General features: G+C 63.6%; 18 protein-coding genes. 11 read left to right on the top strand and 7 right to left on the bottom strand.

From position 1 onward, the window contains the following. Positions 1-36 precede the first annotated feature (36 nt). The 3 genes from OPC11_RS12340 to OPC11_RS12330 form a co-directional block, all read right to left on the bottom strand. A complete protein-coding gene (locus OPC11_RS12340) occupies positions 37-2,241 on the bottom strand; it encodes an LUD domain-containing protein (protein ID WP_264782064.1) in 2,205 nt (734 codons plus the stop codon). Then, entirely contained in the window at positions 2,241-2,750 is a 510-nt protein-coding gene (locus tag OPC11_RS12335) for an LUD domain-containing protein (protein ID WP_264782063.1), read from the bottom strand. The genes OPC11_RS12340 and OPC11_RS12335 overlap by 1 nt, the downstream gene beginning before the upstream one ends. Positions 2,751-3,674: 924 nt before the next feature. Continuing rightward, complete coding sequence (locus OPC11_RS12330; protein WP_264782062.1) at positions 3,675-6,122, bottom strand: glycoside hydrolase family 2 protein; 2,448 nt, start codon at positions 6,120-6,122, stop codon at positions 3,675-3,677. Between the two features lie 130 nt (positions 6,123-6,252). Between OPC11_RS12330 and OPC11_RS12325 the strand changes: the two genes are divergently transcribed. Continuing rightward, a complete protein-coding gene (locus OPC11_RS12325; RefSeq protein WP_264782061.1) occupies positions 6,253-8,457 on the top strand; it encodes a glycoside hydrolase family 36 protein in 2,205 nt (734 codons plus the stop codon). 28 nt (positions 8,458-8,485) lie between these two features. Here the strand turns inward: OPC11_RS12325 and OPC11_RS12320 are convergent, their stop codons facing one another. After that, positions 8,486-9,250 carry a sugar phosphate isomerase/epimerase gene (locus OPC11_RS12320; RefSeq protein ID WP_264782060.1) on the bottom strand — a complete coding sequence of 255 codons (765 nt, stop codon included), beginning with the start codon at positions 9,248-9,250 and terminating at the stop codon, positions 8,486-8,488. Positions 9,251-9,344: 94 nt separating this feature from the next. Here OPC11_RS12320 and OPC11_RS12315 point away from each other — a divergent pair, with 94 nt between their 5' ends. Beyond that, complete coding sequence (locus OPC11_RS12315) at positions 9,345-10,364, top strand: SGNH/GDSL hydrolase family protein (RefSeq protein WP_264782059.1); 1,020 nt, start codon at positions 9,345-9,347, stop codon at positions 10,362-10,364. An 89-nt stretch (positions 10,365-10,453) separates the two neighbouring features. Continuing rightward, positions 10,454-11,374 (top strand): HEAT repeat domain-containing protein, encoded by a 921-nt coding sequence (locus OPC11_RS12310; RefSeq protein WP_264782058.1) that lies wholly within the window; start codon positions 10,454-10,456, stop codon positions 11,372-11,374. A 24-nt stretch (positions 11,375-11,398) separates the two neighbouring features. Here OPC11_RS12310 and OPC11_RS12305 read toward each other — a convergent pair whose 3' ends face one another. Then, a complete protein-coding gene (locus tag OPC11_RS12305) occupies positions 11,399-11,632 on the bottom strand; it encodes a hypothetical protein (RefSeq protein WP_007983100.1) in 234 nt (77 codons plus the stop codon). A gap of 162 nt (positions 11,633-11,794) precedes the next feature. Here OPC11_RS12305 and OPC11_RS12300 point away from each other — a divergent pair, with 162 nt between their 5' ends. The 5 genes from OPC11_RS12300 (at position 11,795) to OPC11_RS12280 (ending at position 17,881) form a co-directional block, all read left to right on the top strand. After that, positions 11,795-13,603, top strand: a complete 1,809-nt coding sequence (locus OPC11_RS12300) for an ABC transporter substrate-binding protein (RefSeq protein ID WP_264782057.1) — start codon at positions 11,795-11,797, stop codon at positions 13,601-13,603. A 61-nt stretch (positions 13,604-13,664) separates the two neighbouring features. Next, the gene (locus OPC11_RS12295; RefSeq protein ID WP_264782056.1) at positions 13,665-14,669 is read left to right on the top strand and encodes an ABC transporter permease; all 1,005 of its coding nucleotides are present in this window, start codon (positions 13,665-13,667) and stop codon (positions 14,667-14,669) included. Then, positions 14,656-15,696 (top strand): ABC transporter permease, encoded by a 1,041-nt coding sequence (locus OPC11_RS12290; protein WP_007983093.1) that lies wholly within the window; start codon positions 14,656-14,658, stop codon positions 15,694-15,696. The genes OPC11_RS12295 and OPC11_RS12290 overlap by 14 nt, the downstream gene beginning before the upstream one ends. After that, on the top strand, positions 15,693-16,772 hold the full coding sequence (locus tag OPC11_RS12285; protein ID WP_007983091.1) for an oligopeptide/dipeptide ABC transporter ATP-binding protein: 1,080 nt from the start codon (positions 15,693-15,695) through the stop codon (positions 16,770-16,772). Before OPC11_RS12290 ends, OPC11_RS12285 begins: the two co-directional genes overlap by 4 nt. After that, the gene (locus OPC11_RS12280; protein WP_264782055.1) at positions 16,769-17,881 is read left to right on the top strand and encodes an ABC transporter ATP-binding protein; all 1,113 of its coding nucleotides are present in this window, start codon (positions 16,769-16,771) and stop codon (positions 17,879-17,881) included. Before OPC11_RS12285 ends, OPC11_RS12280 begins: the two co-directional genes overlap by 4 nt. 97 nt (positions 17,882-17,978) lie before the next feature. On the opposite strand, the gene OPC11_RS12275 is transcribed toward OPC11_RS12280, so the two are convergent. Further along, the gene (locus tag OPC11_RS12275; protein WP_264782054.1) at positions 17,979-19,013 is read right to left on the bottom strand and encodes a Gfo/Idh/MocA family oxidoreductase; all 1,035 of its coding nucleotides are present in this window, start codon (positions 19,011-19,013) and stop codon (positions 17,979-17,981) included. Between the two features lie 202 nt (positions 19,014-19,215). On the opposite strand from OPC11_RS12275, the gene OPC11_RS12270 reads away from it, so the two are divergent. Then, a complete protein-coding gene (locus tag OPC11_RS12270) occupies positions 19,216-19,674 on the top strand; it encodes a universal stress protein (RefSeq protein WP_264782053.1) in 459 nt (152 codons plus the stop codon). Between the two features lie 62 nt (positions 19,675-19,736). Here the strand turns inward: OPC11_RS12270 and OPC11_RS12265 are convergent, their stop codons facing one another. Further along, on the bottom strand, positions 19,737-20,468 hold the full coding sequence (locus OPC11_RS12265) for a sugar phosphate isomerase/epimerase (protein ID WP_264782052.1): 732 nt from the start codon (positions 20,466-20,468) through the stop codon (positions 19,737-19,739). A gap of 149 nt (positions 20,469-20,617) precedes the next feature. Here OPC11_RS12265 and OPC11_RS12260 point away from each other — a divergent pair, with 149 nt between their 5' ends. After that, on the top strand, positions 20,618-21,685 hold the full coding sequence (locus OPC11_RS12260) for a Gfo/Idh/MocA family oxidoreductase (protein WP_264782051.1): 1,068 nt from the start codon (positions 20,618-20,620) through the stop codon (positions 21,683-21,685). A 66-nt stretch (positions 21,686-21,751) separates the two neighbouring features. Then, a complete protein-coding gene (locus OPC11_RS12255) occupies positions 21,752-22,534 on the top strand; it encodes an IclR family transcriptional regulator (protein ID WP_264782050.1) in 783 nt (260 codons plus the stop codon). The last annotated feature ends 221 nt before the right edge of the window (positions 22,535-22,755 follow it).

The raw sequence follows: 22,755 nt of genomic DNA, 5'->3' as shown, positions 1-22,755 counted from the left end.
CGTTCGTCGGCCGACTAGTCTTCGAGGAGCGGAGGGCTACCGCCGCGATGCCTCGATGACTTCGACCGGATGGCGCACGTCGGCGGACAGGAGATCCACGAGCTGCTCCGTACAGGAGGTTCCGGAGGCGACGACGGTCCGGTCGGTCTCGTCCTCGAACTGGTCGCGGAGCGTCTCCCCGACGTCCATGCTCAACTCGTAGTACTCCGATTTGTACCCGAAGCTCCCGGCCATGCCGCAACACTCCACGTCCGACGTAGCGACGTCGTAGCCGAGGCGCTCGAAGACCGCCTCGGTGTAAGCGTCCACTCCGAGCGTTCGCTGCTGACAGTGGCTGTGGTAGGCGAGTTTCGTGCCCGGACTCGCAAGCGCGTCGGCGTCAGCGCCGTTTTCCAGCAGTCCGAACACGTATTCGAGCACCTCGTAGCTGTTCTCGGAGAGGGTTTCGAAGGCGCGCGGGGGGAGCAACTTCTCGTACTCCCGTCGGAACATGGCGAGGTCGCTCGGTTCGATGACGACGACATCGCGGCCGCGGTCGATGTGCCGACGGAGGCGGTCGAACACGCGGTGGGCCTTCGATTCCGCGGTGTCGACCATTCCCTGCGAGAGCGGTGCGCGGCCACTTCCGGGGACGTCGGGAACGACGACCTCGACGCCGAGGGATTCGAGGAGGGCCACCGCCGCCTTCCCGCGGTCCACGAGAACGTAGTTCGTGTACACGTCGGGGTACAGGACGGCGGTTCGGTCGGCGTCGCGGACGCGACTCCCGCCTCGGGCCGCGAACCACTCGACGAGCGATTCACCCTGGAAGGTCGGCAGGTCGCGGCGGCGGTCGATTCCCGCGAATCGGCTCATCGCGGCCCTGACAGGGGCCGACCCGAGCAGTCGATTCGAGACGGGGGCGGTTTTGCTCGCCACCTTCGCCAGCGTCTCGAAGTTGCCGAACGCGCGCTTCTGGAGGTCGAGACCCGCGGGTTCCTCGTCCGGGGTCAGCCCTTCGACGAGGAAGTCGAACTCCGACGAGTCGTGCTCGCGGTTGAGCCGGTCGCGGACGACCGTGTTTATCCACGGGATGTCGATTTTGACCGGGCAGGCGTTCACGCAGCGCGAGCACCCCGTACAGAGGTCGTTGAACTCGCCCGCGCTCTCGATGCCGTGGACGCCGGTCTCCCAACCGGTGGCGATGCCGCCGGTGTACGTCTCGCCGCCGAAGGCGTGGCCGCCGACGTGCTGGAAGTTCGCACAGGAGTTCGCACAGGCACCACAGCGGATGCAGTACAGCGTCTCGCGCAACTGGTCGTCCTCGCGCATCGCCATGCGGCCGTTGTCGATGAGGACGAGGTGGAACTCCCGGTCGCGCTGGGGTCCGAATCCCGGCTCGTCGGGGTGCTCGAAATCCAGCGTGGGCGAGTCGGTCGGCGGACTGAACAGCGAGACGTACTGGGCGATGTCCTGCCCGGTGGCCGACCGGGCGATGAGTTCCACGAACGGCCCGAGTTCCGACAGCGACGGGATGACCTTCTCGACGCCGGTGACCGCGATGTGGGTATCGGGCGTCACCGCACACTTCCGCGCGTTCCCCTCGTTGGTGATGAGCGTTATCGTCCCCGAGTCGGCGAGGACGAAGTTCGCGCCGGTCATGCCGACGTCGGCGTCGCGGATTCGCTCGCCGAGGTAGTCCCGGGCGAAGTCGGTGAGCTGTTCCGCCGTCTCGAACGGTTCGTCCGGGTCGAAGTACTCGTTGAAGAGGTCGGCAACGTCGTCGGTCGTCCGGTGGAACGCCGGTCCGATGAGATGCGACGGCGCTTCGTCCGCGACTTGGATGACGAACTCGCCGAGGTCCGTTTCCCAGACGTCAACGTCGTCGGTTTCGAGCGCCTCGTTGACGTCGAGTTCCTCGGTCGTCATCGACTTGCTCTTGACGACGGATTCCGCGTCGGCATCGTCGACGACGGTTCGGATGTACGCGTTCGCGTCCGCGGCGTCGTCGGCGACGTACAGGTGGCCGCCGTTCTCCTCGACCGACTCGCGGAGGGTTTCGACCAGTTCGGGGAGTCGGTCGATGGCGTCCTCCTTGATGGCGCGCGCTTCCTCGCGGACCGCTTCGTACCCGTCGAACTCCTGAATCGCGTCGTAGCGTCCCTCGTTGAAATGCGTCGTGTTCTCCTGAACGCTCTCTCCCTCCGTCTCCAGCAGGTTGCGAATTTTCGCCGCCGTCCGGCGTCGGCTCTCGCCGCTCATCAGCGCCCCTCCACGACGATGACGCGGACGTCGCCCGGTCCGTGAACGCCTTCCACGAGCGCGCCCATGTCGCCCGTGGCGCTGACGCCGGTGGCGAAGACGGCGGACCGCCGACCGGCGTCGAACTCGCTGTCAAGCCGTTCGAGCGCGTCTCGAACATCGGGAACGATGTCGCTCTCCCGAACCACGGCGACGTGACGGGGAGGATAGAGACTGACGGGTTCGGTCCCCTCTGCGGACGACTGCAGAAGGAGACTTCCGTGTGCTGCGACGCCGAGCGCGGCGGGTGTGACGCCCGTCTTCGCGTCCGCGAGTTGTCCCGTGGACGGCAAGCGCATCACGTCCGCGTCGTCCATATCTATTCCGTCGATGTCCAGTGGGACGCCCACCGCAGGCGCCTCGATTGCCGCGTCCAGCGCGTCGGGGAAGTCATTGACGGTCGTCACTGTACACGGCACGTCGAGCGTTCGTAACGACGATTCGAACGTCGCGGTCGATTCCGTCGGCATGGTTGGGTCGTTGTGGTGGCGGCCTAATAACCATTCCCGTGGCGGCGATGTTCCACCCGTTTCCTCGAAACCGCCGTCTTCCTGCCGCGATACCGATACCTCCTTTCGACCCGTGTGTGGATTTCCGTTCGCGCACGTCGAAGAACCAGCGTGGCCGGTGGAACGGTCACCGACCGTCAACATCCGTCCAAACGGTTCGCCAAGTATTCATTACATCACTAGTGGTGTAATTCACCATCGGGTCGATGAACGCGAACCGCTCAAACGTTCCGGACGCCACAGGTAGTTTGATAAATTCAAACGAAAGCCAGACCGGGGCTACCCGTAGAAAAACGCGCGGTTGCACGACGAACCGTGGCTCATCGAGGCCGTTTCCGGCCGAACCACAGGTTGTTCACGAATAAATAGAACGTTTGTTGTTCTGGAATCCCCGTCAGCCCGTGTGAACGTCCCGACGGCACACCGGTTTTTGTTTTAGTATATCAAACGGCGAGCGAAGCCGAAACAATAGATTTGATGATTTCAAACGAAAAGCCGTAGCTCATACTAGCTCCCACACCACTGGAATCGGTGCGAAACGCGCGATATTCTCCGTTTAGGTGCGCGGTTTGTCCTTTCTCGGAGCGTTTCCGTCCCTCGTCACGACGCCGTATTCGGAATCAGTATTCGTATTATTTGATGTGGTCAAACACTTCCGCCGCTCATCGACGGGACGCCATTATCTCGTCGTTTCGAGGTTGCAAATAACCGCCCAGGAACGCGAGAATCACCGGTTGCGCATCCGTGGTACCCGGACGGACTATCCGACGAACCACCGGAACGGTCACGGGAAACGTGAGCGTCGGATGTCGCCGCGGGAAGTCCGGGCAACCCGTGCAGGGACCGCCGAGTGGGGGAGAACGAAAACGAAGCGAGGCGGTTCGGTCAGTACGTCTCGGCGAGGTGGCGAACGGAAATCGACTCTTCCAACTCCTCGTCGGAGACGTCACGCTCGGATTCGTACGCGAGCGTCCGCTCCTCTCCCGGCGCGAGGTGGAAGTAGTTGTCCTCGAACCGCCCGCGTCCGTCGCTTCGCAACTCGACGAAGAGCGCGGCTTCGGGGGCGCGAACGATTGCGTTTCCGTCGCGCACCGTCAGTTCGAGGTCGGAGTCCGGCAGCGAGAGCCGTTTGTACGGGACGAGCGTGTGATACGCGGTCGAATCGGTGTCGAGAGTCACCGGGGTCGCCCGGAACAGCACCTCCGAGCGCGCGGCGTCGCCGAGTGCGGTTCCGACGTCGACAGTGCCGATTCGGTCGCTCCCGTCCTCGTGTACCTCGGCGGCGAACGCGGTTTCGAACAGGTGCTCGCCGTCCACCGTGACGGCGTCCACGCGGACCGTCCCGGAAATCGGCTCGCCGCCGTCGTTCGTCACCCACAGTTCGAGGTCCTCCTCGTCCTCGACCATCGAAACCAAGGTCGGTTCGTAGAATCGCCGCGCGATGTGGTGGAGCGCCTTCCACTCGCCGCCGTATTCGACGGACGACCACGACGCACACTGCCAGAGGTCGTTCAGCTGCCAGTAGAGCGTCCCCATACAGTGTGGTTTCCGCCGTCGCCAGTGTTCGACCGCGGTACGGATGGCCAACCCCTGCTGAATCTGGCTCAAGTAGACGAAATCGTCGAAGTCCGACGGCATGCGGAAGTGGTCGGCCATCCGCTGGAGGATGCGCTTGTTGCCGCCCTCGTTACGCTGGTGGTGTTCCATCAGCGGCGCGGTCGGATTGTGCTGGTCGGCTGGAACCACGTTGGCCAGCGTTTCGACCGAGGGGAAGGACTGATAGCCGAACTCCGAGACGAACCGCGGTTCCGTCTCCAGAAACGCCGAGAACGGTTTCCCCTCGTGCCAGACACCCCAGTAGTGGATGTCGCCACGTCCTTCGTCCTCCGGGTCGAGCCTGTCTGGACCGCTGGACGGGGAGGCAGACCAGTACGGACAGGACGGGTTCTCCTCGTCCACGACCGCTCCGAGGGTTTCCCTGAACAGTTCGTCGTAGTCGTCTTCGAGTCGGTCGATGTGGTCGCTGTCCGCGAACCAACTCTCCACGCCGACTTCGAGTTCGTTGTTGCCGCACCACAGCGCGACCGAGGGATGGGTCGAAAGACGACGGACCTGATAACGCGCCTCCGCCTCGACCGAGTTCACGAACGCGTCGTCGCCCGGATACAGCGCGCAGGAGAACATGAAGTCCTGCCAGACGAGCAGTCCCTTCTCGTCGCAAAGGCGATAGAAGGCGTCTCGTTCGTAGTAGCCGCCGCCCCAAACGCGAACCGCGTTCATGTTGGCATCGACGGCGCTGGAGAGCAAGTCGTCGTACGTTTCCGTGGTCACGTTTCGATACATGGCGTCGGCGGGGATCCAGTTCGCGCCGCGGGCGAAGATCGGTTCGCCGTTCACTCGGAGGTGGAAGCCCTCGCCGTCACCGTCCCCGTCGGGCGGTCGAACGAGTTCGACGTCACGGAATCCGATCCGTTCGGTCACCGAGTGGGCGACGTCGCCTTCGACGGTCACGCCGAGGTCGTACAGCGGTTGGTCGCCGCGACCGGCGGGCCACCACAGTTCCGGCTTCTCGACGGTCATCGACAGCGCGACTTCCCCGTCACCGTCGAGCGTCACCCGCCGACTCGCCGACGCGTCGGTTCCATCGACCGCCGCGGAAACCTCGTACTCGCCGGGGGTCGGCACCGAGAGTCCGACTCGAACGTCGAGTTCGACGTCCCCTTGGCCGTGGCGCTGTACGGGCGTTACGTGGTCGATTCGCGGCGACGAGTGGGCGACCAGTCGGAGGTCGCGCCAGATGCCGACCGTGGGAAGACACGGCCCCCAGTCCCAGCCGAAATGACACTGGGCCTTTCGGATGAAGTTTCGAGCGGGCTGGTCGACCGGATATCGAAGCGTGGGCACGTCGTACGGGTGGTCCGCCGCCCGCTCGGCCGCGTACTCGACGGGCGAGCGAAACCGGATTCGAACCTCGTTTTCCCCTGCTGTCAGGGCGTCGGCGACGTCGAACACGTGTCGTCGGAACATGTTTTCGGCCCCGCCGACGATTTCACCGTTGACGTAGACGGTCGCAACGGTGTCCAGACCGTCGCACTGAAGCACGACCCGCTCGTGGTCGAGGAGCGATTCGCCGACCGTCACGACCCGACGGTACTCCCAATCCGATTCACCGACCCACTGCAGGTCGAGTTCGTTGTCGTTTTCGTACGGATCGTCGATCTCGCCCGCGCTCAGTAGGTCTCCGTATATCCCTCCGGGAACGGTCGCCTCGCGCCAGCGTTCGTCGCCGGAACGTCGAAACTCCCAGCTCCCACTAAGGGTGGCTGTCTGCATACTGCTACCAAATTTCGACGGGGAGATATAATACTTCCCCTCTCGACGATGCGACGGAAACCGCCACCCGTCGTCGGCGACATGACGGGGGCGATGATATTTTTATACCCCGTCGAAGAAACATGGGGCCATGCTCGAACGGACGAGAGACGCGACCACGCTCCGCTACGACATCGACGAGGCCCAACTGTCGATTCACGACGCCAACGGCGTCGTCTTCGCCGGTTCTCCCGGTGTCGTTCTCGACGGCGAACTCGTCACGTCCGACGGGTCCGAAGCCCGCTCCGCCGACGCCACGCTCGACGATTCGACGCCCGCCGTCGTCCACCGTTGCCGACGCGACGGCGGAGAACCCGTCGAACTCCGTCTCGAACTCGATACGCATCCGAGCGGCGTCGTCGTGACCATGGAACTGGAAAACGAGTCCGAAACGGCCGTAACGGTCGATTCCTTCCGGATAGCGGGCGGCAACGTCGAGTTCGGTTCGGACGCCCGCGTGTACCGACACGGCTACCAGTCGTGGACGCCGACCGGGGCGCTTCCGGTCGGGGAACGCTTCCCGCCGGAGAACGAGGACGCCGCACCGATGATGTACGACCTGGCGACCGACGGGGAAACGCGGACGAGCAACTACGTCACGGCCGTCGCTGACGGGTCGCGGTCGCTCACCCTCGGGTTTCTGGACCACGACCGCTACGTCACGCGGTTCGACATCGCGGACGATTCGACCGGCGTCTCCGGCGTGACGGCCGTTTGTCCGGCCGACGGCTACCGTCTCGCCCCCGGCGAAACGCTGACCAGTTCCCCGCTTCTGGCGGACGCCTCGCGGACCGTATCCGATGCCCTCGCCGCGTGGGCGTCCGCCGTCGGCGAGCGAATGGACGCCCGCGTCCCCGAGACCGTCCCGACGGGGTGGTGTTCGTGGTATCACTACTTCACGGACATCTCCGAGGCCGACGTCCGAGAGAACGCGGAGGGGTTGAACGAGTGGGGGATTCCGGTCACCCTCGTGCAGGTCGACGACGGGTACACGACAGCCATCGGCGACTGGCGGTCCGTCAACGACGACTTCTCGGACATGGGCGCGCTCGCCGCGGACATCGAATCGGCGGGCTACACCCCCGGCATCTGGCTCGCGCCGTTCCACGTCGCCGCGGATTCGGCCGTCGCCACGGAGCACCCGGAGTGGCTCATCGCCGACGAGGACGGTCCCGTGGGAGCCGGATTTCGGTCGGGGGAGTACCTGTACGGCCTCGATGCGACCCACCCGGAGGTCCAGACGTGGCTCCGCGAGACGTTCCACACCGTCGTCCACGAGTGGGGCTACGACTATCTCAAACTGGACTTCCTCTTCGCCGCCGCGCTACCGGGCGACTACCACGACGAAACGGCGACGCGGGCGGATGCCTACCGGACCGGGCTGTCCATCATCCGCGACGTCGCGGGCGACGAGACGTTTATCCTCGGATGCGGTGCACCCATCGGTCCCAGCGTCGGCATCGTGGACGCGATGCGAATCGGCCCGGACGTGGACCCGGTGTGGGAGACGCCCGGCGAGTCGGACAGCCAGCCCGCCCTGAAGAACGCCGTGCGGAACACGCTCAACCGCCAGTTCACTCACCGTCGCCTGTGGCTCAACGACCCGGACTGTCAACTCGTGCGGACGACGACGGACCTGACCGACGCCGAGCGGCGGGCGTTCGCGGCCGTCGTCGCGCTCACCGGCGGCCTCAACGTCTTCAGCGACGCCATCGAGGAAATCGACGACGCGGGACGCGACCTCCTCGAACGAACGCTTCCGCCTGCCCGAACCGGCGATGTCGTCGGCGTCGGGAGCGAGGAGTTCCCGGACCGCCTCGTCTGCGACCACCCGTTCGGCGACGGTGCGACGATCGCGGCGTTCAACTGGACGGACGAACCGGCGACCGTCTCCGTCTCACCCGAGGAGGTCGGCGTCAGCTCACCCGTCGCGTGGGACGCGTTCGAGGAGCGCGCCGTTTCGCTCGACGGGGCGGGAATCGAGCGCACGCTCGCCCCACACGACGCTCTCCTCGTCCACCTGTCCGAACCCACTGACCGACCGGGAGTCACCGGGACGCGCGACGCGCTCACCGGCGGGTCCGGCGCGATTCGTTCGACGTCGTGGGACGACGGGACGCTGACAATCGAACGCGCGGACGCTCCGCCGGTCGAAGCGCTCGTCTCGGTTCCCGAGGGGTGGTCGTTCGACGGCGAGGACCTCGCGGGAGGCGAGGACGGCACCCGGATATTCGCGGTCGAACTGGAGGCCGCCGTGACGGAACTGACGTTCTCCCCACCATCAGAACTCGACTGAGACGGAAATCCGCCAACGGAAGCGGCGCTTATCGTCCGCCCTCGACAGCGGTACGGACGTTCTCCTCGGCCTCCCGGAGCGCGGGGAGCGCCCGGTCGTCCGGGAGTTCGTACTCGACGACGAGCGGCGCGTCCACGGCACCGTGGTCGTCGAACAGGCCGAGAACGGTCGGAAGGTCGAGCGTTCCGGCACCGGGGAGGTCCTCTATCTCGTCGTCGCTGGTGTCCTTCAGGTGGACGGCGACGATTCGGTCGCCGACCGTCGAAATCACGTCGGCCGGAGACTCGTCCATCACGAGGAAGTGGCCGGTGTCGATGCAGACGCCGAGTCGAGGGTGGTCGTATCGGTCCACCACGGACCGAACGTCGTCGATGCCGGAAAACACCGTCGAGAGGTCGTCGTGGTGGACGGTCGAGTAGTTGTGAATTCCGACATCGAGGTCGAACGCCTCGGCGAGGTCTACGAGTTCCTCGGTGATGTCGTCCCGCGCTGGCGGGTAATTCACGGTGACGTACTCCGCGCCGAGGTCGGCGGCGAACGCGAAGCTGTCCCGCGCTTCCCCGGTGTCTTCGATATCGATAACGCCGTACCCATCGACCGCCACCGACGACTCCTCGACTCGGCGTCTGCCCGCCGCGATGGTCGCCTCGTCGTCCTCGGGGGACAGGTGCTCCCCCCAGAGTTCCAGTCGGTCGATATCGGTCGATTCGAGCGCGTCGAGAAGATCGCCGAGCGACCGGGAACGGAACACGACGCTCTGTACACTGATGCTGTAGTCGGACGGATTGGACATGGTAGCACCCACGGCGGGGCGCGCGAAAAGCGCACCGACACGTCCGGGGTTCTTGCACACTTATTATCGACACCTTCGTACGTCGAATACCGCCATGTACTCCGATACGCATCCCTCCGTGTCGCTCCACAACGTCGCGGAGACAATTCCCGCCGACTGGGCGACCGACGGCACACAACTGTGTCGCGTCCCGACGTCCGTCGGGAACGACCTGAACGTCGACGCGCGCGAACGCGTTCGTCACCCGACAGGGTGCGAGGTTCGATTCGTCCCGAAACGCGACGACGCGACCGTCCGTGTGACGCTCTCGGCGGCCGAATCAGCGGTTGTTCGGCCGTTCTGGGGCGAGTTTCAGTCGTCGGAACTCGTCACCATCGGACCGACGCCGACGACGTTCGAGTTCGCCGTTCCGGAACGGCTTCGAAAACTCGACGACGAGACGGAGCGAGCGGGCGCGTTCTCCCCCCGGGTCTGCCGACTCCGATTCGAGGCCGGTGCGCCAGTCGCCCTGCACGGCGTTTCGGGGGACTGCCGCCCGCCGACGTCGGATGAACTCCCGAGCGGACGGTATCTCGCGTACGGAACCTCGATCACGGAAGGGGCGGCGGCTTCGGCGGGCCACCTCTCCTACGTGGCCCGAGTCGCCCGCCACCTCGGTTTGGACGCGCTGAACCTCGGATGCTCGGGGTCTGCGTTCTGTGAACCCGCCATGGCCGATTACCTCGCTGGTCGTGACGATTGGGACGTCGCAACCCTCTCTCTCTCGGTGAACATGGCGAACCGAGGATTCACGCTCGCGCAGTTCCGCGATCGCGCGGATGCGCTGGCGAACGCGGTCGCCGGTGCGCATCCGACCCGCCCGGTCGCGTGCGTGACGCTGTTTCCGTATCACGCCGACGTGGTTCGGGACGACGACGCCCGGCGCGCCGCGGACTTTCGGGCGGCGTTACGGGATGTCGTCGCCGAGTCGTCACACGACAACCTTCACGTCATCGACGGCGACGAGGCGATGGATGCGACCGGACTGACCGTGGACATGTTGCATCCGGGGGACGCCGGAATGGAGGCCATCGGACGCACCGTGGCCGGACGACTCGCCGAACTGCTCGATTGAATGGATGGCCTCCGGATCGCCAACGGGCGTCGCGGGACGACTCCGCCGACCGTCACGTATTTCTATCGGGCGTCGCTGTCTTCGGTCGAATGACGGGTGATAACGACGAAATCACGGCACTCGACCCGGAAACAGTTTCACCGGGCGACGTGGACACCGAAGGCCTCCGCGCGGCGCTCGAACGCGAGGACAACCTCGTCCGAACCCACGCGGCGCGACTCGTCTCGGCGGTAGCCGAACGGGATCTCGATAGCGTCGAACCGCTCGTTCCCACGCTCGTCGGGGCGCTCGACGACGACCGAATCGTCGTCCTCCGGGAGTCGCTGGTCGTCCTCGCCGCCATCGCGGAGGACTCGCCGGAAGCCGTTCGTGAAGCGATTCCGTCCCTCTGTTCCCTGCTCGAACACGAGACGCCGCTGATTCCGGCCCTCGCCTCCGAAGTCGTTCGGGTGCTGGCGGTCGAACGCGCCGAGTGGTTCGTCCCGCACGTCGGCGAACTCGTCACGGCCATGGAAACCGAACCCACGGACCCGACCGCTGGCGGAGCGGACGCGTTTTCGAACGATGCGGAACCGCGGGCACACGTGACCGACGTTTATCGGGAAGAACTGCGACGGCAAATCACCGCTCGAACCGTCGTCGCGAACGTCGTCTACGAGGTCGCAACCATCGACCCCGAGTCGGTTCGCCCGCACGCATCGCGGTTCGTCGCCCTCATCGAGGCCGGGTCCGGTGCGGTGCTGTCGGCGAGCGTTTGCGCGGTGAACATGATTTCCGAGGCGAATCCGGAGGCCGTGGAGAATGCGGTCGAACCGCTGTGTGACCGCCTCTCGGTCCCGGACAGGGCCGTACAGGTTCACGCCGTCAGTGCGTTAGGTAACGTCGGCGACCCGACCGCTGTCGAACCGCTCCGCGAGTTCGCCGACGGGGACGCACCGCTCGACGACGAGATTCGGTCGTTGGCGCGGACGACAGCGGACGGGACGGCCGACGATTCTCGAACCGCGTGACGGCGGACGGTCGGTTCGGGCGGATTACCGTCTCGCGTATCGACGGACGCTGTACCAATACACACCGGCGACGACCGCCCCGAGGCCGACGATGAGTGCGAAATCGACCAGGAGCATCGCGGCCGACGCGGGGTTCGACTGCCCGAAGACGAGTGCGGCCCCCGAAAGTACGAGGAGGAACAGGAGGAAGAACAACAGCAACTGGAGGTACCGTCGAGCGCCGTAGACGAGCTCCCAGAACCGGTCGTATTCGTTCATACCGGCGTATCGTCCGATTCCGTCAAGAAAGTTCGCAAACCGGTTCGTTCGGGACGAGTACCGTCGTCCTATCCCGTACGTCGCTTTTCGTCCCGAACGGAGCGTAATGGTTGATGGTGTGCAAACATTTATCTATGACTAATGTTCTGGTTCTATTGGACCATGAGAGACGATTCCACGAGTCGTAGTGACGTATATAGCCGTCGGCATCTCCTCGCGATGGCCGGGACCGCTGGCGCCGCCGCGCTGGCCGGGTGTAGCGGCGGGGGTGACGACGACAACGGCGGAGACGGAACCGGCGACGGGTCGCAGATATACGACAAGAAACACATAAGCCGTGTGAATCAGGTTCCGACGAACATTCAGTGGAACCCTTCGAACCCGTCGAGTTACGCACAGGCGTCACAGAACCTGTTGTTCGACCGCTTCGCCCAGTACAATCTCGCGAAAAACGAGTTCGTCCCGTACGCGATAACGGACTGGTCGTTCGGTGACAAATCGTTCACCATGAAACTGCGAGACGGCCTGACGTGGGCGAACGGGGACGCGGTTACCGCGGACGACATCGTTACCCAGTTGAAACTCGGCATGCACACGGGCACGGGGTACGCCGACTACACGAAATCCATCGAGGCGAAGGACGATTCGACCGTCGTCATGCACTTTTCCCAACCGGTCAACAAGACCATCGTCAAGTTCCAAGTGCTCGTCAACAACTACGTTCAGCAGAAAAAGAGCGTCTTCGGAAAGTACCTGAACAAGATAGAGAAAGACGAGAAGTCCGGCCTCCACGAGCTACAGAACTTCGCGTGGAAGGAACCGATAGCGAGCGGCCCGTTCGCGTTCGAGAGCACCAGTCAACAACAGGTGGTCACGAAGCGCCGCGACGACCACCCCGACTCGGACAAGATCAACTTCGAGACGTACTCCTACCTGTACATGGAGGGGAACCAGTCGGTGTACAACGCGATGACCTCCAACCAAATCGATTCGGTCGCCACCGCGTTCACGCCACCCCACATCCTCGACCAGTTGCCGAAGAGTTGGCAGGAGATCAAGTTCCCGTCGGGCGTCGGCTACGGCTTGGTACCGCAGTTCGACCACAAGCACGCGGGCGACCGCGCGGTTCGACAGGCCATCGCCTACGTCCTCGACCGGAATGCTATCGTCAAGAACGCCGGACCCGCCTCGAAGAAGCCCGCCGAACTCTCCGTCGGAATCGCCTCAAGTGCGGTCGATAAGTGGCTGGGAGATTCCCGGAGCGACTTCACGGACTACGGTAAATCCGAATCGAAGACCGCAAAGGCCGAGGCGGTTCTCAAAGACGCCGGATACAAAAAGCAGGGCGGAACGTGGCACGACAGCGACGGCGACGTCGTGAAGCTCCCCGTGCAGGTTCCGTCCGGGTGGTCGGACTGGGTGACCGCGACACAGACCGTCGTGGATCAGCTCAACAGCTTCGGGTTCAAATCGAGCGTGGACGGCCGTACCTTCGGCAACCTGCAGGGACAGGTGTGGCCGAACGGCAACTTCGTCCTCGCCTCGGGGAGTTGGCTTCCGGGTGGCGGACAGGCGACGTTCCCGTACTTCTCGCTGCGCCAGATGATGTTGGAGAACTATCGCGGATTCACGTACAACTATCCGGCGGCGAACGAAAATCGCGGCGGGAACCACGGCACGGTGACGGTCCCGAAACGCGGCGGGTCGGGCGAGATGACGGTCAATCCGTCGGAGCGGTTGAAAGCCATGTCGCACGCGACGGACGAGGCGAAAGTCACGGAGATCGCCGTCGAACAGGCGTGGGTCACGAATCAGGACCTCCCGATGCTCCCCGTGGCCGAGAAGCAGACGCAATCGTTCCTGACGGGCGACGTGTGGGACATCCCGGAGAAGGGAGCCGAGGTGTCCAAGGTCCGGTGGCCGGAAACGTGGCTGCCGCGTCTCGGAAAGATGAACTACGCGAGTAACTGAACTACGGATAACGAAATAACGCATCCACACTATATACCACTGCGAAGGATATATCGAAACCATGGCCAACTACTACGTTAAACGAACGGCACGGGCGCTTCTGACCCTCTGGCTCGTCGTCACGCTCACGTTCGGCATGATTCGGCTGTTGCCGGGAGGGCCGTTGACCCAGCTCCGAGGAAAGTTGATCCGACAGGGATACCCGCCACAGCAGATCAACTCCATCATCGAGACGTACCAGAACCTCCAACCGGACGCGCCGCTCTACGCCCAGTACTTCGATTACATCACGGCGCTGCTCCACGGCGACATGGGGAAGTCGTTCACGTACCCGCGAACTGTCGCGAGCATCATCGGCGAAGCGCTACCGTGGACGATATTCGTCATGGTGACGGCGACGATAATCATCTTCGCCATCGCCATCGTCTGGGGCGCATTGATGGCGTACAAGGAAGGAACCAGATTCGACATGGTGTCGAGCAGCCTGTCGATTCTGCTCTCCTCGATACCGTTCTACGTCCTCGCCATCGGGCTGGTAGTCCTGCTCGGATACAAGTATCAGGTGCTGCCGGTTCGGTATCGGCTCAGCCCCGGCGTCGAACCCGGATTCACGCTCCAGTTCGTCACCGACGCACTCTATCACGCGTTCCTGCCCATCGTCTCCCTCGTCATTTCCGGAGCCGGATTGCAGGCGCTCGCGATGCGGGGGAACAGCATTCAGGTGCTCGGCGAGGACTACGTTCGGGTCGCACGACTTCGCGGCCTCTCGGACCGCCGCATCTCGGTGTGGTACGTGGGACGGAACGCCGTCCTCCCGATGTACACGGGCTTTCTGACCCTCATCGGGTTCAACCTCGGCGGGTCCGTCATCCTCGAACAGATATTCACCTATCCGGGCGTCGGCTACTACCTGTTTCAGGGGTTACAGAACCGCGACTATCCGCTGATGATGGGTATCTTCCTCGTCATCACGACGGCGCTCGTGCTCTCGGTGTACATCGCCGACCTGAGTTACGGAAGGATCGACCCGCGGGTTCAATCGGGTGATTCCAGTGAAGCGTACTGACGACTCGAACGCCGTCGCCGACGGCGGGTCGAGGGTCGAGGAGTTCAGCTTCGAGACGACCACCTCGGACGTCGAGGTCACGTGGAAGGAACGACTCGGGGACTTCTACACGGAGTTCGTCTACAAGCCGGGCCTCGTCGCGTGGGACGACCGCCGAACCCGAATCGGCGGTATCATCCTCACCGTCTACATCCTCATCGGAACCGTCGGCGCGTGGTTCTACCCCGAGCCGATTTCGAACCAAGTGCCGCGGAATCTCGCGCCGTTTCAGGACTGGAGCGCGCCGCTGGGGTCCACCCAGTCCGGCGTGGACGTGCTGGCGATGGCGATTCACGCGACGCCATCGATGCTCATCATGATCGCAACCGGTGGCATCTTCGCGACCGCCATCGCGCTGGTCATCGGGACCGTCGCCGGGTACAGCGGCGGAACCGTCGACGCCGTGCTGACGTCGTTTTCCGACATCGCGATGACGATTCCGGGGCTTCCCCTCATCATGGTGTTGGCCGTGGTCTTTCGACCGGACAACCCCGTCCTCATCGGCATCCTCATCACCGTCAACTACTGGGCCGGGTTGGGACGGTCCATCCGGTCCCAAGTGCTCACCCTGCGCGAGGCGTCCTACGTGGAGGCCTCGCGGACGATGGGCGTCAGCACGCCGCGCATCCTGTTCAAGGACATCATCCCGAACCTGATGCCGTTCGTGCTGGTCAACTTCGCCAACGCGGCCCGGTACGTCGTCTTCACGTCGGTCGGTCTCTACTATCTGGGAATCCTCCCGACGTCGGTTCCGAACTGGGGAATCCAGCTGAACAACGCGTACAAGCAGGCCGGTGCCCTCGTCGGGACGAGCGCGCTGTACCAACTGGTCGTGCCGATGGTCATGATAATGGGTATCGCGCTGTCGCTCATCCTGCTCGCACAGGGTCTCGACCGCGTGTTCAACCCCCGCGTCAGAACCCGTCTCGCGGGAGAATCGTCGTCGCTCGAAGAGTCAGACGAGAACACCGAGGTGATGTCACAATGATATCCGAACAAACGAACGTTCACTCCTCCGAGGTAACGGATCCGATACTGAGTATACAGAACGCGTCGGTCACCTACGACGACGGCGAGTCGTACGTCCTGAACGACGTAAGTCTCGACATCGGGCGCAACGAAATCGTCGGCGTCGTGGGCGAGAGCGGGTCCGGCAAATCGATGTTCGCCGAGACCATCCTCGATGCCATTCCCGACCCCGGGATACTCGAAGGACGGGTCGTCTACCGCCCGGACGGGGGGACGGAAATCGACGTCCTCGAACAGAGCGACGAAGGACTACGGTCGATGCGCTGGGAGCAGATATCGATGGTGTTCCAGGGTGCGATGAGTTCGTTCAATCCAACGATGTCCATCGGTGACCACTTCCACGACACGTTGGACGCGCACGACGCCGACCGAACGGCGGGAATGGAGCGGGCGCGAGAACTCCTCTCGGACCTCTACCTCGACCCCGAGCGCGTCCTCGCTTCGTACCCACACGAACTCTCCGGCGGCATGCAACAGCGGGCGCTCATCGCGCTGTCGCTGGTGCTGGAACCCGATATCCTCGTGATGGACGAACCAACCGCCGCGCTCGACCTGCTGATGCAACAGTCAATTCTCATCCTGCTGAAGGAGCTTCGGGAGAAGTACGACCTGACGATGGTGTTCATCACCCACGACCTGCCGCTCGTTGCCGCGCTGGCGGACAGGCTCGCGGTGATGTACGCCTTCGACATCGTGGAAGTCGGACCGGCCGAGGAGATAGTCGACGACGCGGCACATCCGTACACGCGGGCGCTGCTGAACTCGACGCCGAGTCTGAACGCGCCGCTGGAGGAGATGCGTCCCATCGAAGGCCAGAGTCCGGCACCCATCAACGTCCCGGACGGCTGTTCGTACCATCCGCGGTGCCCGCTCGCAACCAGCGAGTGCGTCCGAAACGACCCAGCGTTCGAAACGCCGTCGCCGAACCACGCGGCCGCGTGTTTCCACTGGGAGGAAGCACGGGAGGAAATAGCGTTGAACTACGAAGACCTATTGGAACATCCGTCCGAACGGCCGGGAGGTGAGGACCGGTGAGCGACGCGCCGCTCCTCTCACTGAAGAACGTGGAGGTCCACTTCGAGAACGAGCCCGGACTCCTCGATTTCGACGGGGAGGCACAGACTGTCCGCGCCGTCGATGGAGTCACCATCGACATCGAGGAAAACGACGTCATTTCGCTCGTCGGCGAGTCCGGGTGCGGAAAGACGACGCTCGGCAAGACGGCCATCGGACTCCAACGGCCGACCGCCGGGAGCGTCGAGTACAAGGGCCACGACATCTGGGATATCCGGGACGGAAACAGCGACGCGGACATCGCGTGGAGCGACGTGCGCCGGTCGCTACAGATAATCCACCAAGACCCGGGGAGTTCGCTGAATCCCAACCGTCGCATCGTGTCCATCCTCTCCGAACCGCTCCGGCAGGTCAGTCCCGGTCTCAGCACCGGCGAGCGACGGGAGCGAATCTACTCGCTGCTCGACAGAGTTGGCATGAGTCCGGCACCGGACTTCGCCGAGCGCTACCCCCATCAACTGTCGGGCGGGGAGAAACAGCGCGTCGTCCTCAGCCGCGCGCTGTTGATGAACCCGGACGTGATTCTGGCGGACGAGGCTATCAGCGCGCTGGACGTCTCGTTGCGCGTCGAGATGATGGACCTCATGCTCGAACTGCAGGACGTGTTCGACACGTCCTACGTGTTCATCTCGCACGACCTCTCGAACGCCCGCTACTTCACCGAACACGGCGGGGGGAGAATCGGCGTGATGTACCTCGGGAAGCTCGCAGAACTCGGTCCCGCCGAGCGACTCATCCAGAACCCACAGCACCCGTACACCGAGGTGCTCCGCTGGGCGACGCCGAACCTCGGTATGAACATGTCCGTCACGAGCGACTTCCCGATGCGGAAGATCGACGTTCCAGACCCGATAAACCCGCCGTCGGGCTGTCGATTCCACACGCGCTGTCCGAAGGCGCGGGGGGTCTGTACGCGCGAGACGCCCGACTCGATTTCGGTCGATGAATCGTCGGAAGCGGCGTGTTTCCGGGCCGACGAGCGACACGAGTACTGGAACAGCGAGCCACTCGACGGCGTGGAACCCGAGTCCGACCCCGGTTCGACGAGCGGCGGCGTCGAGATGGACTGATTCGAGCGCTGTACCCGTTTCCGCAACCCGTTTTTCGATTCCGCCACCGGAAAACCAGTCGAACGGCGTCGAACGACGCGAAAAGAAAGTTCTCCGTCTACTGCTCGGCTTCCTCGAGGGCTGGTTCGGGGACGATAGCACCCGAATCCACCATCGATGTGAGCGGGTTGTCATCGATGTCGAGGGGTAAGTCCACCCGTCCGCGACGGCGTACCGATTCGTAGCCCGCGAACAGTATCTCGGTCGTGTTGAGTCCGATGCGGCCGCTGATGGTAGATTCCGCACCCGTTTCGAGCGAATCGACGATTTCTGCGACCGCACGGTCGTGGAACTCGGAGCCGTATCGTCCCTCCTCCGCTCCCGTGTGGTGCATCGTTTCGCCGCCGACGTCGATTTCCGTTTTGGTCCCGCCCCGTTCGAGTTCGAGCATCGGACCGTCGGTCGCGTCGATTCTGATGATGCCCTCCGTTCCGCGGAGAAGGAGCGCCGCGTCGACGAATTCTGCCTCGGGTTCGGTGGAAGCCATGCCGTACACGCCGTTCGTGTAGCGCCACTGCGCCCACATCTGGTTCTCCTGATGCACGCCGAACCGAACGTCCTCGTCCCGGTAGTCCAACCCCGCGATGACCCACTCGGCCGGTCGGTCGTCGTTGAACATTCCGGCGAGGTCGACGGTGTGCGCGCCGGTGTCGTAGAAGTCGCCCCAGCCGATTTCGACACGACGAAGCTCGCCGATTTCTCCCGCATCGAGCAGCCGTTTGGCCTCCGTGAACGGACGGCCGAAGCGCCGCTGTCGGTTGAACGTCAGTTGGACGTCTCGACGGTGACACTCCTGTACCATCCGTCTGGCGTCCGCCCATTCGGTCGCCATCGGTTTCTCGCAGTGAATCGCTTCGACGTCGCGCCGAGCACAGCCGACGACGATATCGGCGTGTATCGCGGGTGGAACGGTGACGCTTACGATGTCCGGTTCCAGCGCGTCGAGCATCTTCTCGTACGATTCGAAGATACCGTCGTCCGGAATGTCGAACGCGTCGGCGAAGGCTACGGCGTTCTCCGGGACGATATCCGCACAGCCGACGAGGCGGCAGTCGTCGTGGTTCGTGTACGCTTCCGCGTGTCGATACCCCATAGCGAATCCTTTGACGGTCGGGTTGGATGGGTCTGGCCCAGTCCCGACTATCGCGACGGTGTGCTCACTCATTGAGACATGTACTCAGTGGGAGAGCGGTATCATAGTGGTTTCCCCTGTTGCGCCCCGTTTTCCGTCTCACCGGATTCGTTCGTTGCCACTACCCCGTTATTTTATAGTGGTCAATTCGCCTACCGTGGGTATGAAACGTGGAGTGATAGCCATCGACGAGACGGAAGCGCACGAAACACTTCTCCGTGAGGCCGGGCAGTGGGCCGCCGCGGCCGACGCGAAACTCGTGGTACTGACCTTCCTCGACGAATCGGAGTACGAAAAGGGCGTCGAGACGCTCGAATCGGTCGGGAAAGTCGAGAACGTGAGCTACGACACCGGTGCCGTCACGGAGGCGGCGGCCGACGACGCCGCGGCGTTCGCCGCCGGTGTCCTCGACGGGATGGGCGTCGAGTTCACGACCGTCGCCGCCGTCGTCGGGGACAAAGAACGCGGGTCCCGCGTCGTCGAGGCGGGTGAGAAATACGACTGCGACCACGCCTTCGTCGTCGGAACGGGGCGCTCTCCGACGGGAAAGGCGCTCTTCGGCGATTTCGCACAGCAAGTGATACTCAACTTCGACGGACTCGTCACGATCACGATGGAGTGAACGATGCGGTCGGGAACCGGAGCAACGGGAAATCGTGAATTCGGGGCCTTTTTCGCCGGTCGTTAGAACCGTCCCAAAACGCCGCCTCCGTGGGAGAGCGATTCCAACGGAGCTTCGGGTTCGTCGTGTTCGTAAATCGCCCACTCGACACCGGCATCGCGGACGGCGCTCGCACAGGCCGGGACGTCCAGCACGCCGTCCCCGACCTCCGTCGGCGAGCGCGTCTCGTCGGCGTCGGAGACGTGAACGAGCGGAATCCTGTCGCTCCAGCGTTCGAGGAACGCCGTCGGGTCCGCGCCCGTCGCCGTCGCCCAGCCGAGGTCAACTTCGAGTTCGAGCGCGTCCCCGGACGCCTCCGCGAACCGTTCGAACGCGGGGCGGGCTCCGACCGTCTCGAACTCGTGGTCGTGGTTGTGGTAGCCCAGTTCGACGTCGTGTTCCGCGACCGCCCGCGCGAGCGACGTGAGTCGCTCCGCGGTTTCGTCGATGGCCGCTTCGCTCTCGAAGTGCTCCGGGTCGAGCCACGGGACGACGAGCCGGTCACAGCCGAACGAGCGATAGAACGAGACCGTCTCGTCGAGGTCCTCCTCCAGTTCGTCGATACCGACGTGCGCGGCGACGGATTCGATTCCGCCGTCGTCGAGCGCCGCTTTCACGGCGTCGGCGTCGGTGTCGGTGATTCGGTTCGCGAATTCGACGCCCTCGAATCCGGCGTCCCCCGCACGGGTAATCAGTTTCGCGAGGGGTTCGTCTACGGTACGGAGCGAGTACAATTGCACGGCTGGTCGTGCCATACTCGTACCACTCGAACGGGCGGGTGAAAACAGTTGCTTTCTCGGAAATCGTATCGAAACGCATACCGTCGGGTCGGCCGTCGGATAGCGGTCGGTCTCGGCGGAGGCGACAGGGAAAACTGAATATCGTTGCCGCCAGAGCCATGGGCATGCGTAACGACCAAACGCTCGACGTCGGGGTCGTCGGCCTCGGAACGCACGGGTTGAACCGTGCACAGACGCTCGTTGATTTCGACCAGCGAGTGTACGGTTCGGACGCGAGTCCGGACGCTCGAAATCGGTTCGAGCGGCGGTTCGGGAGTGCCCACTTTGAGAGTCCGACCGAACTGTTCGAGGAGGACCTGAACGCCGTCGTCATCACCACGCCGAACAAGTTCCACGAACCGGTCGCGACGGCCGCGATGAAGCGGGGTATCGACGTGTTCATGGAGAAACCGTTAGCCCACACGTTGGCGTCCGCGGAACGCATCGCTGACACCGCGGCCGAGACGGGCCAAACCTGCATGGTCGGCTTTCAGAGCCGATTTCTGAACGTCTGCAAGATACTCAAATGGTACATCGACAGGGGATTTTTCGGGGAGATAACGCACGTTCAGTCGGCGTACATGCGCCGCCGCGGCGTCCCCGGCCGCGGGTCGTGGTACACCTCGAAGGAACTGGCGGGCGGCGGCGCGCTCATCGATATCGGTATCCACGTGATAGACCTGCTCTTTTACTTCCTCGACGAACCGACCGTGGCCGACGTCGCTTCGACCACGCGACGAGATTTCGGCAATCAGGAGTCCTACGCGTACCTCGACATGTGGGGCGAGGACGACGACGCAAACATGTTCGACGTGGAAGATTCGGCGTCGGCGTTCCTGGAGTTCGAAGGCGACAGGACGGCGACGATGGAAACCGCGTGGGCGGTCAACGCCGATTCCGTACACGCGTATCAAATCCACGGCACGGAGGCCGGGGCGCTCTTGGACATCACGGACATCCCCAACACGGACGGCGAGGTGGACCAGACGCTCGAATTCTTCGAGACCCGGAGCGGGGGTGTGGACCACTACCTCGACACGTCCGTCACCGCGAACCGGAACAACCCGTACCGGGAGCAGATACGGGCGTTCCTCGACGCCGTTGCGGCGAACGACACACCGGACATCAACACGGTCGAGCAAGCGCTCGCCGTCCAACGCCTCGTCGAGCGCATCTACACCGACAACGAGTGACGGACGGCGTTTGACACCATCAAATCGAGGGATACATTCATATATCGACGGGATACAGGTAAGGTCATGGCGCGAAACGGTCACGGGAGCAAGACCATCAAATCGGTGGGGAACGCGTTTCGGATTCTGGAGGCGCTGGAAGCGAACGAGCCGATGGGCGTTACCGAACTGAGCGACGACGTGGGACTCTCGAAGGGGTCGATACACCACTACCTCGCGACGCTCCTCGAACACGATTTCGTCGAGCGATGCGACGGGAAGTATCAACTCGGTCTTCGGCCCCTGACGTATGGCGGGGAAGTGCGCGAGCGGGAGAAGGTCTTTCAAATCGGCAAGGAAGGGGTCGATAGACTCGCGAAGACGACGGACGAAACGGCCCGTCTGGTCGTCGAGCGGGGCGGTTACGGAGTCACGCTCTACCAGTCCACTCATCACGACCGCTCGGGGATACGAACCCACCTCGGGACCCAAGAGGACCTCCACAGCACGGCCGCCGGAAAGGCGATGCTCGCGGCGATGGACGACGAGCGTATCGACGACGCCCTCGAATGGGGAGCATTACCCAGACACACGGACAACACTATCGTCGATGAATCCTCGCTCCGCGCAGAAATAGACGATATCCGGTCCCGTGGCATCGCCTTCGACGACGAAGAGCAGTTCGAGGGGGTCCGTTGCGTCGCAACCGCGCTGGTGACCGAGATGGACGAGCTCCTCGGCGCGATCAGCGTCAGCGGTCCCGTGGACCGAATCGACGACGAGACCTTCTCCGAGGACATCCCACAGGAGATTCGGAACGTCGCGGGCGTCATCGAGGTCAACACGACGTACCTCGACTGGATGGAGTAGTTCCGTAACTGAAGCCGAAAACGGGATTCGACTATTGCTTGCCATTCGAATGACTTTTGCCGCCGTGTAGGTCACCAGTTCGGTCGCAAGCGAACCACGGAAACACGACGCGGTAGACTGTGATTATCGGCAATCGCATCGAGCGTCGGAATCGCCCGAGCGACGGGAAGGAATTATATACTTTCATCGAGAGCTACCTCTCGTACGAGCGGGTAGTTTAC

It is taken from the genome of Haladaptatus sp. T7 (genome assembly GCF_026008575.1).
Taxonomy (GTDB): Archaea; Halobacteriota; Halobacteria; order Halobacteriales; family Haladaptataceae; genus Haladaptatus; species Haladaptatus paucihalophilus.
Note: the sequence above shows the minus strand (reverse complement) of the source record. Positions and strands in the feature narration are given on the sequence as shown.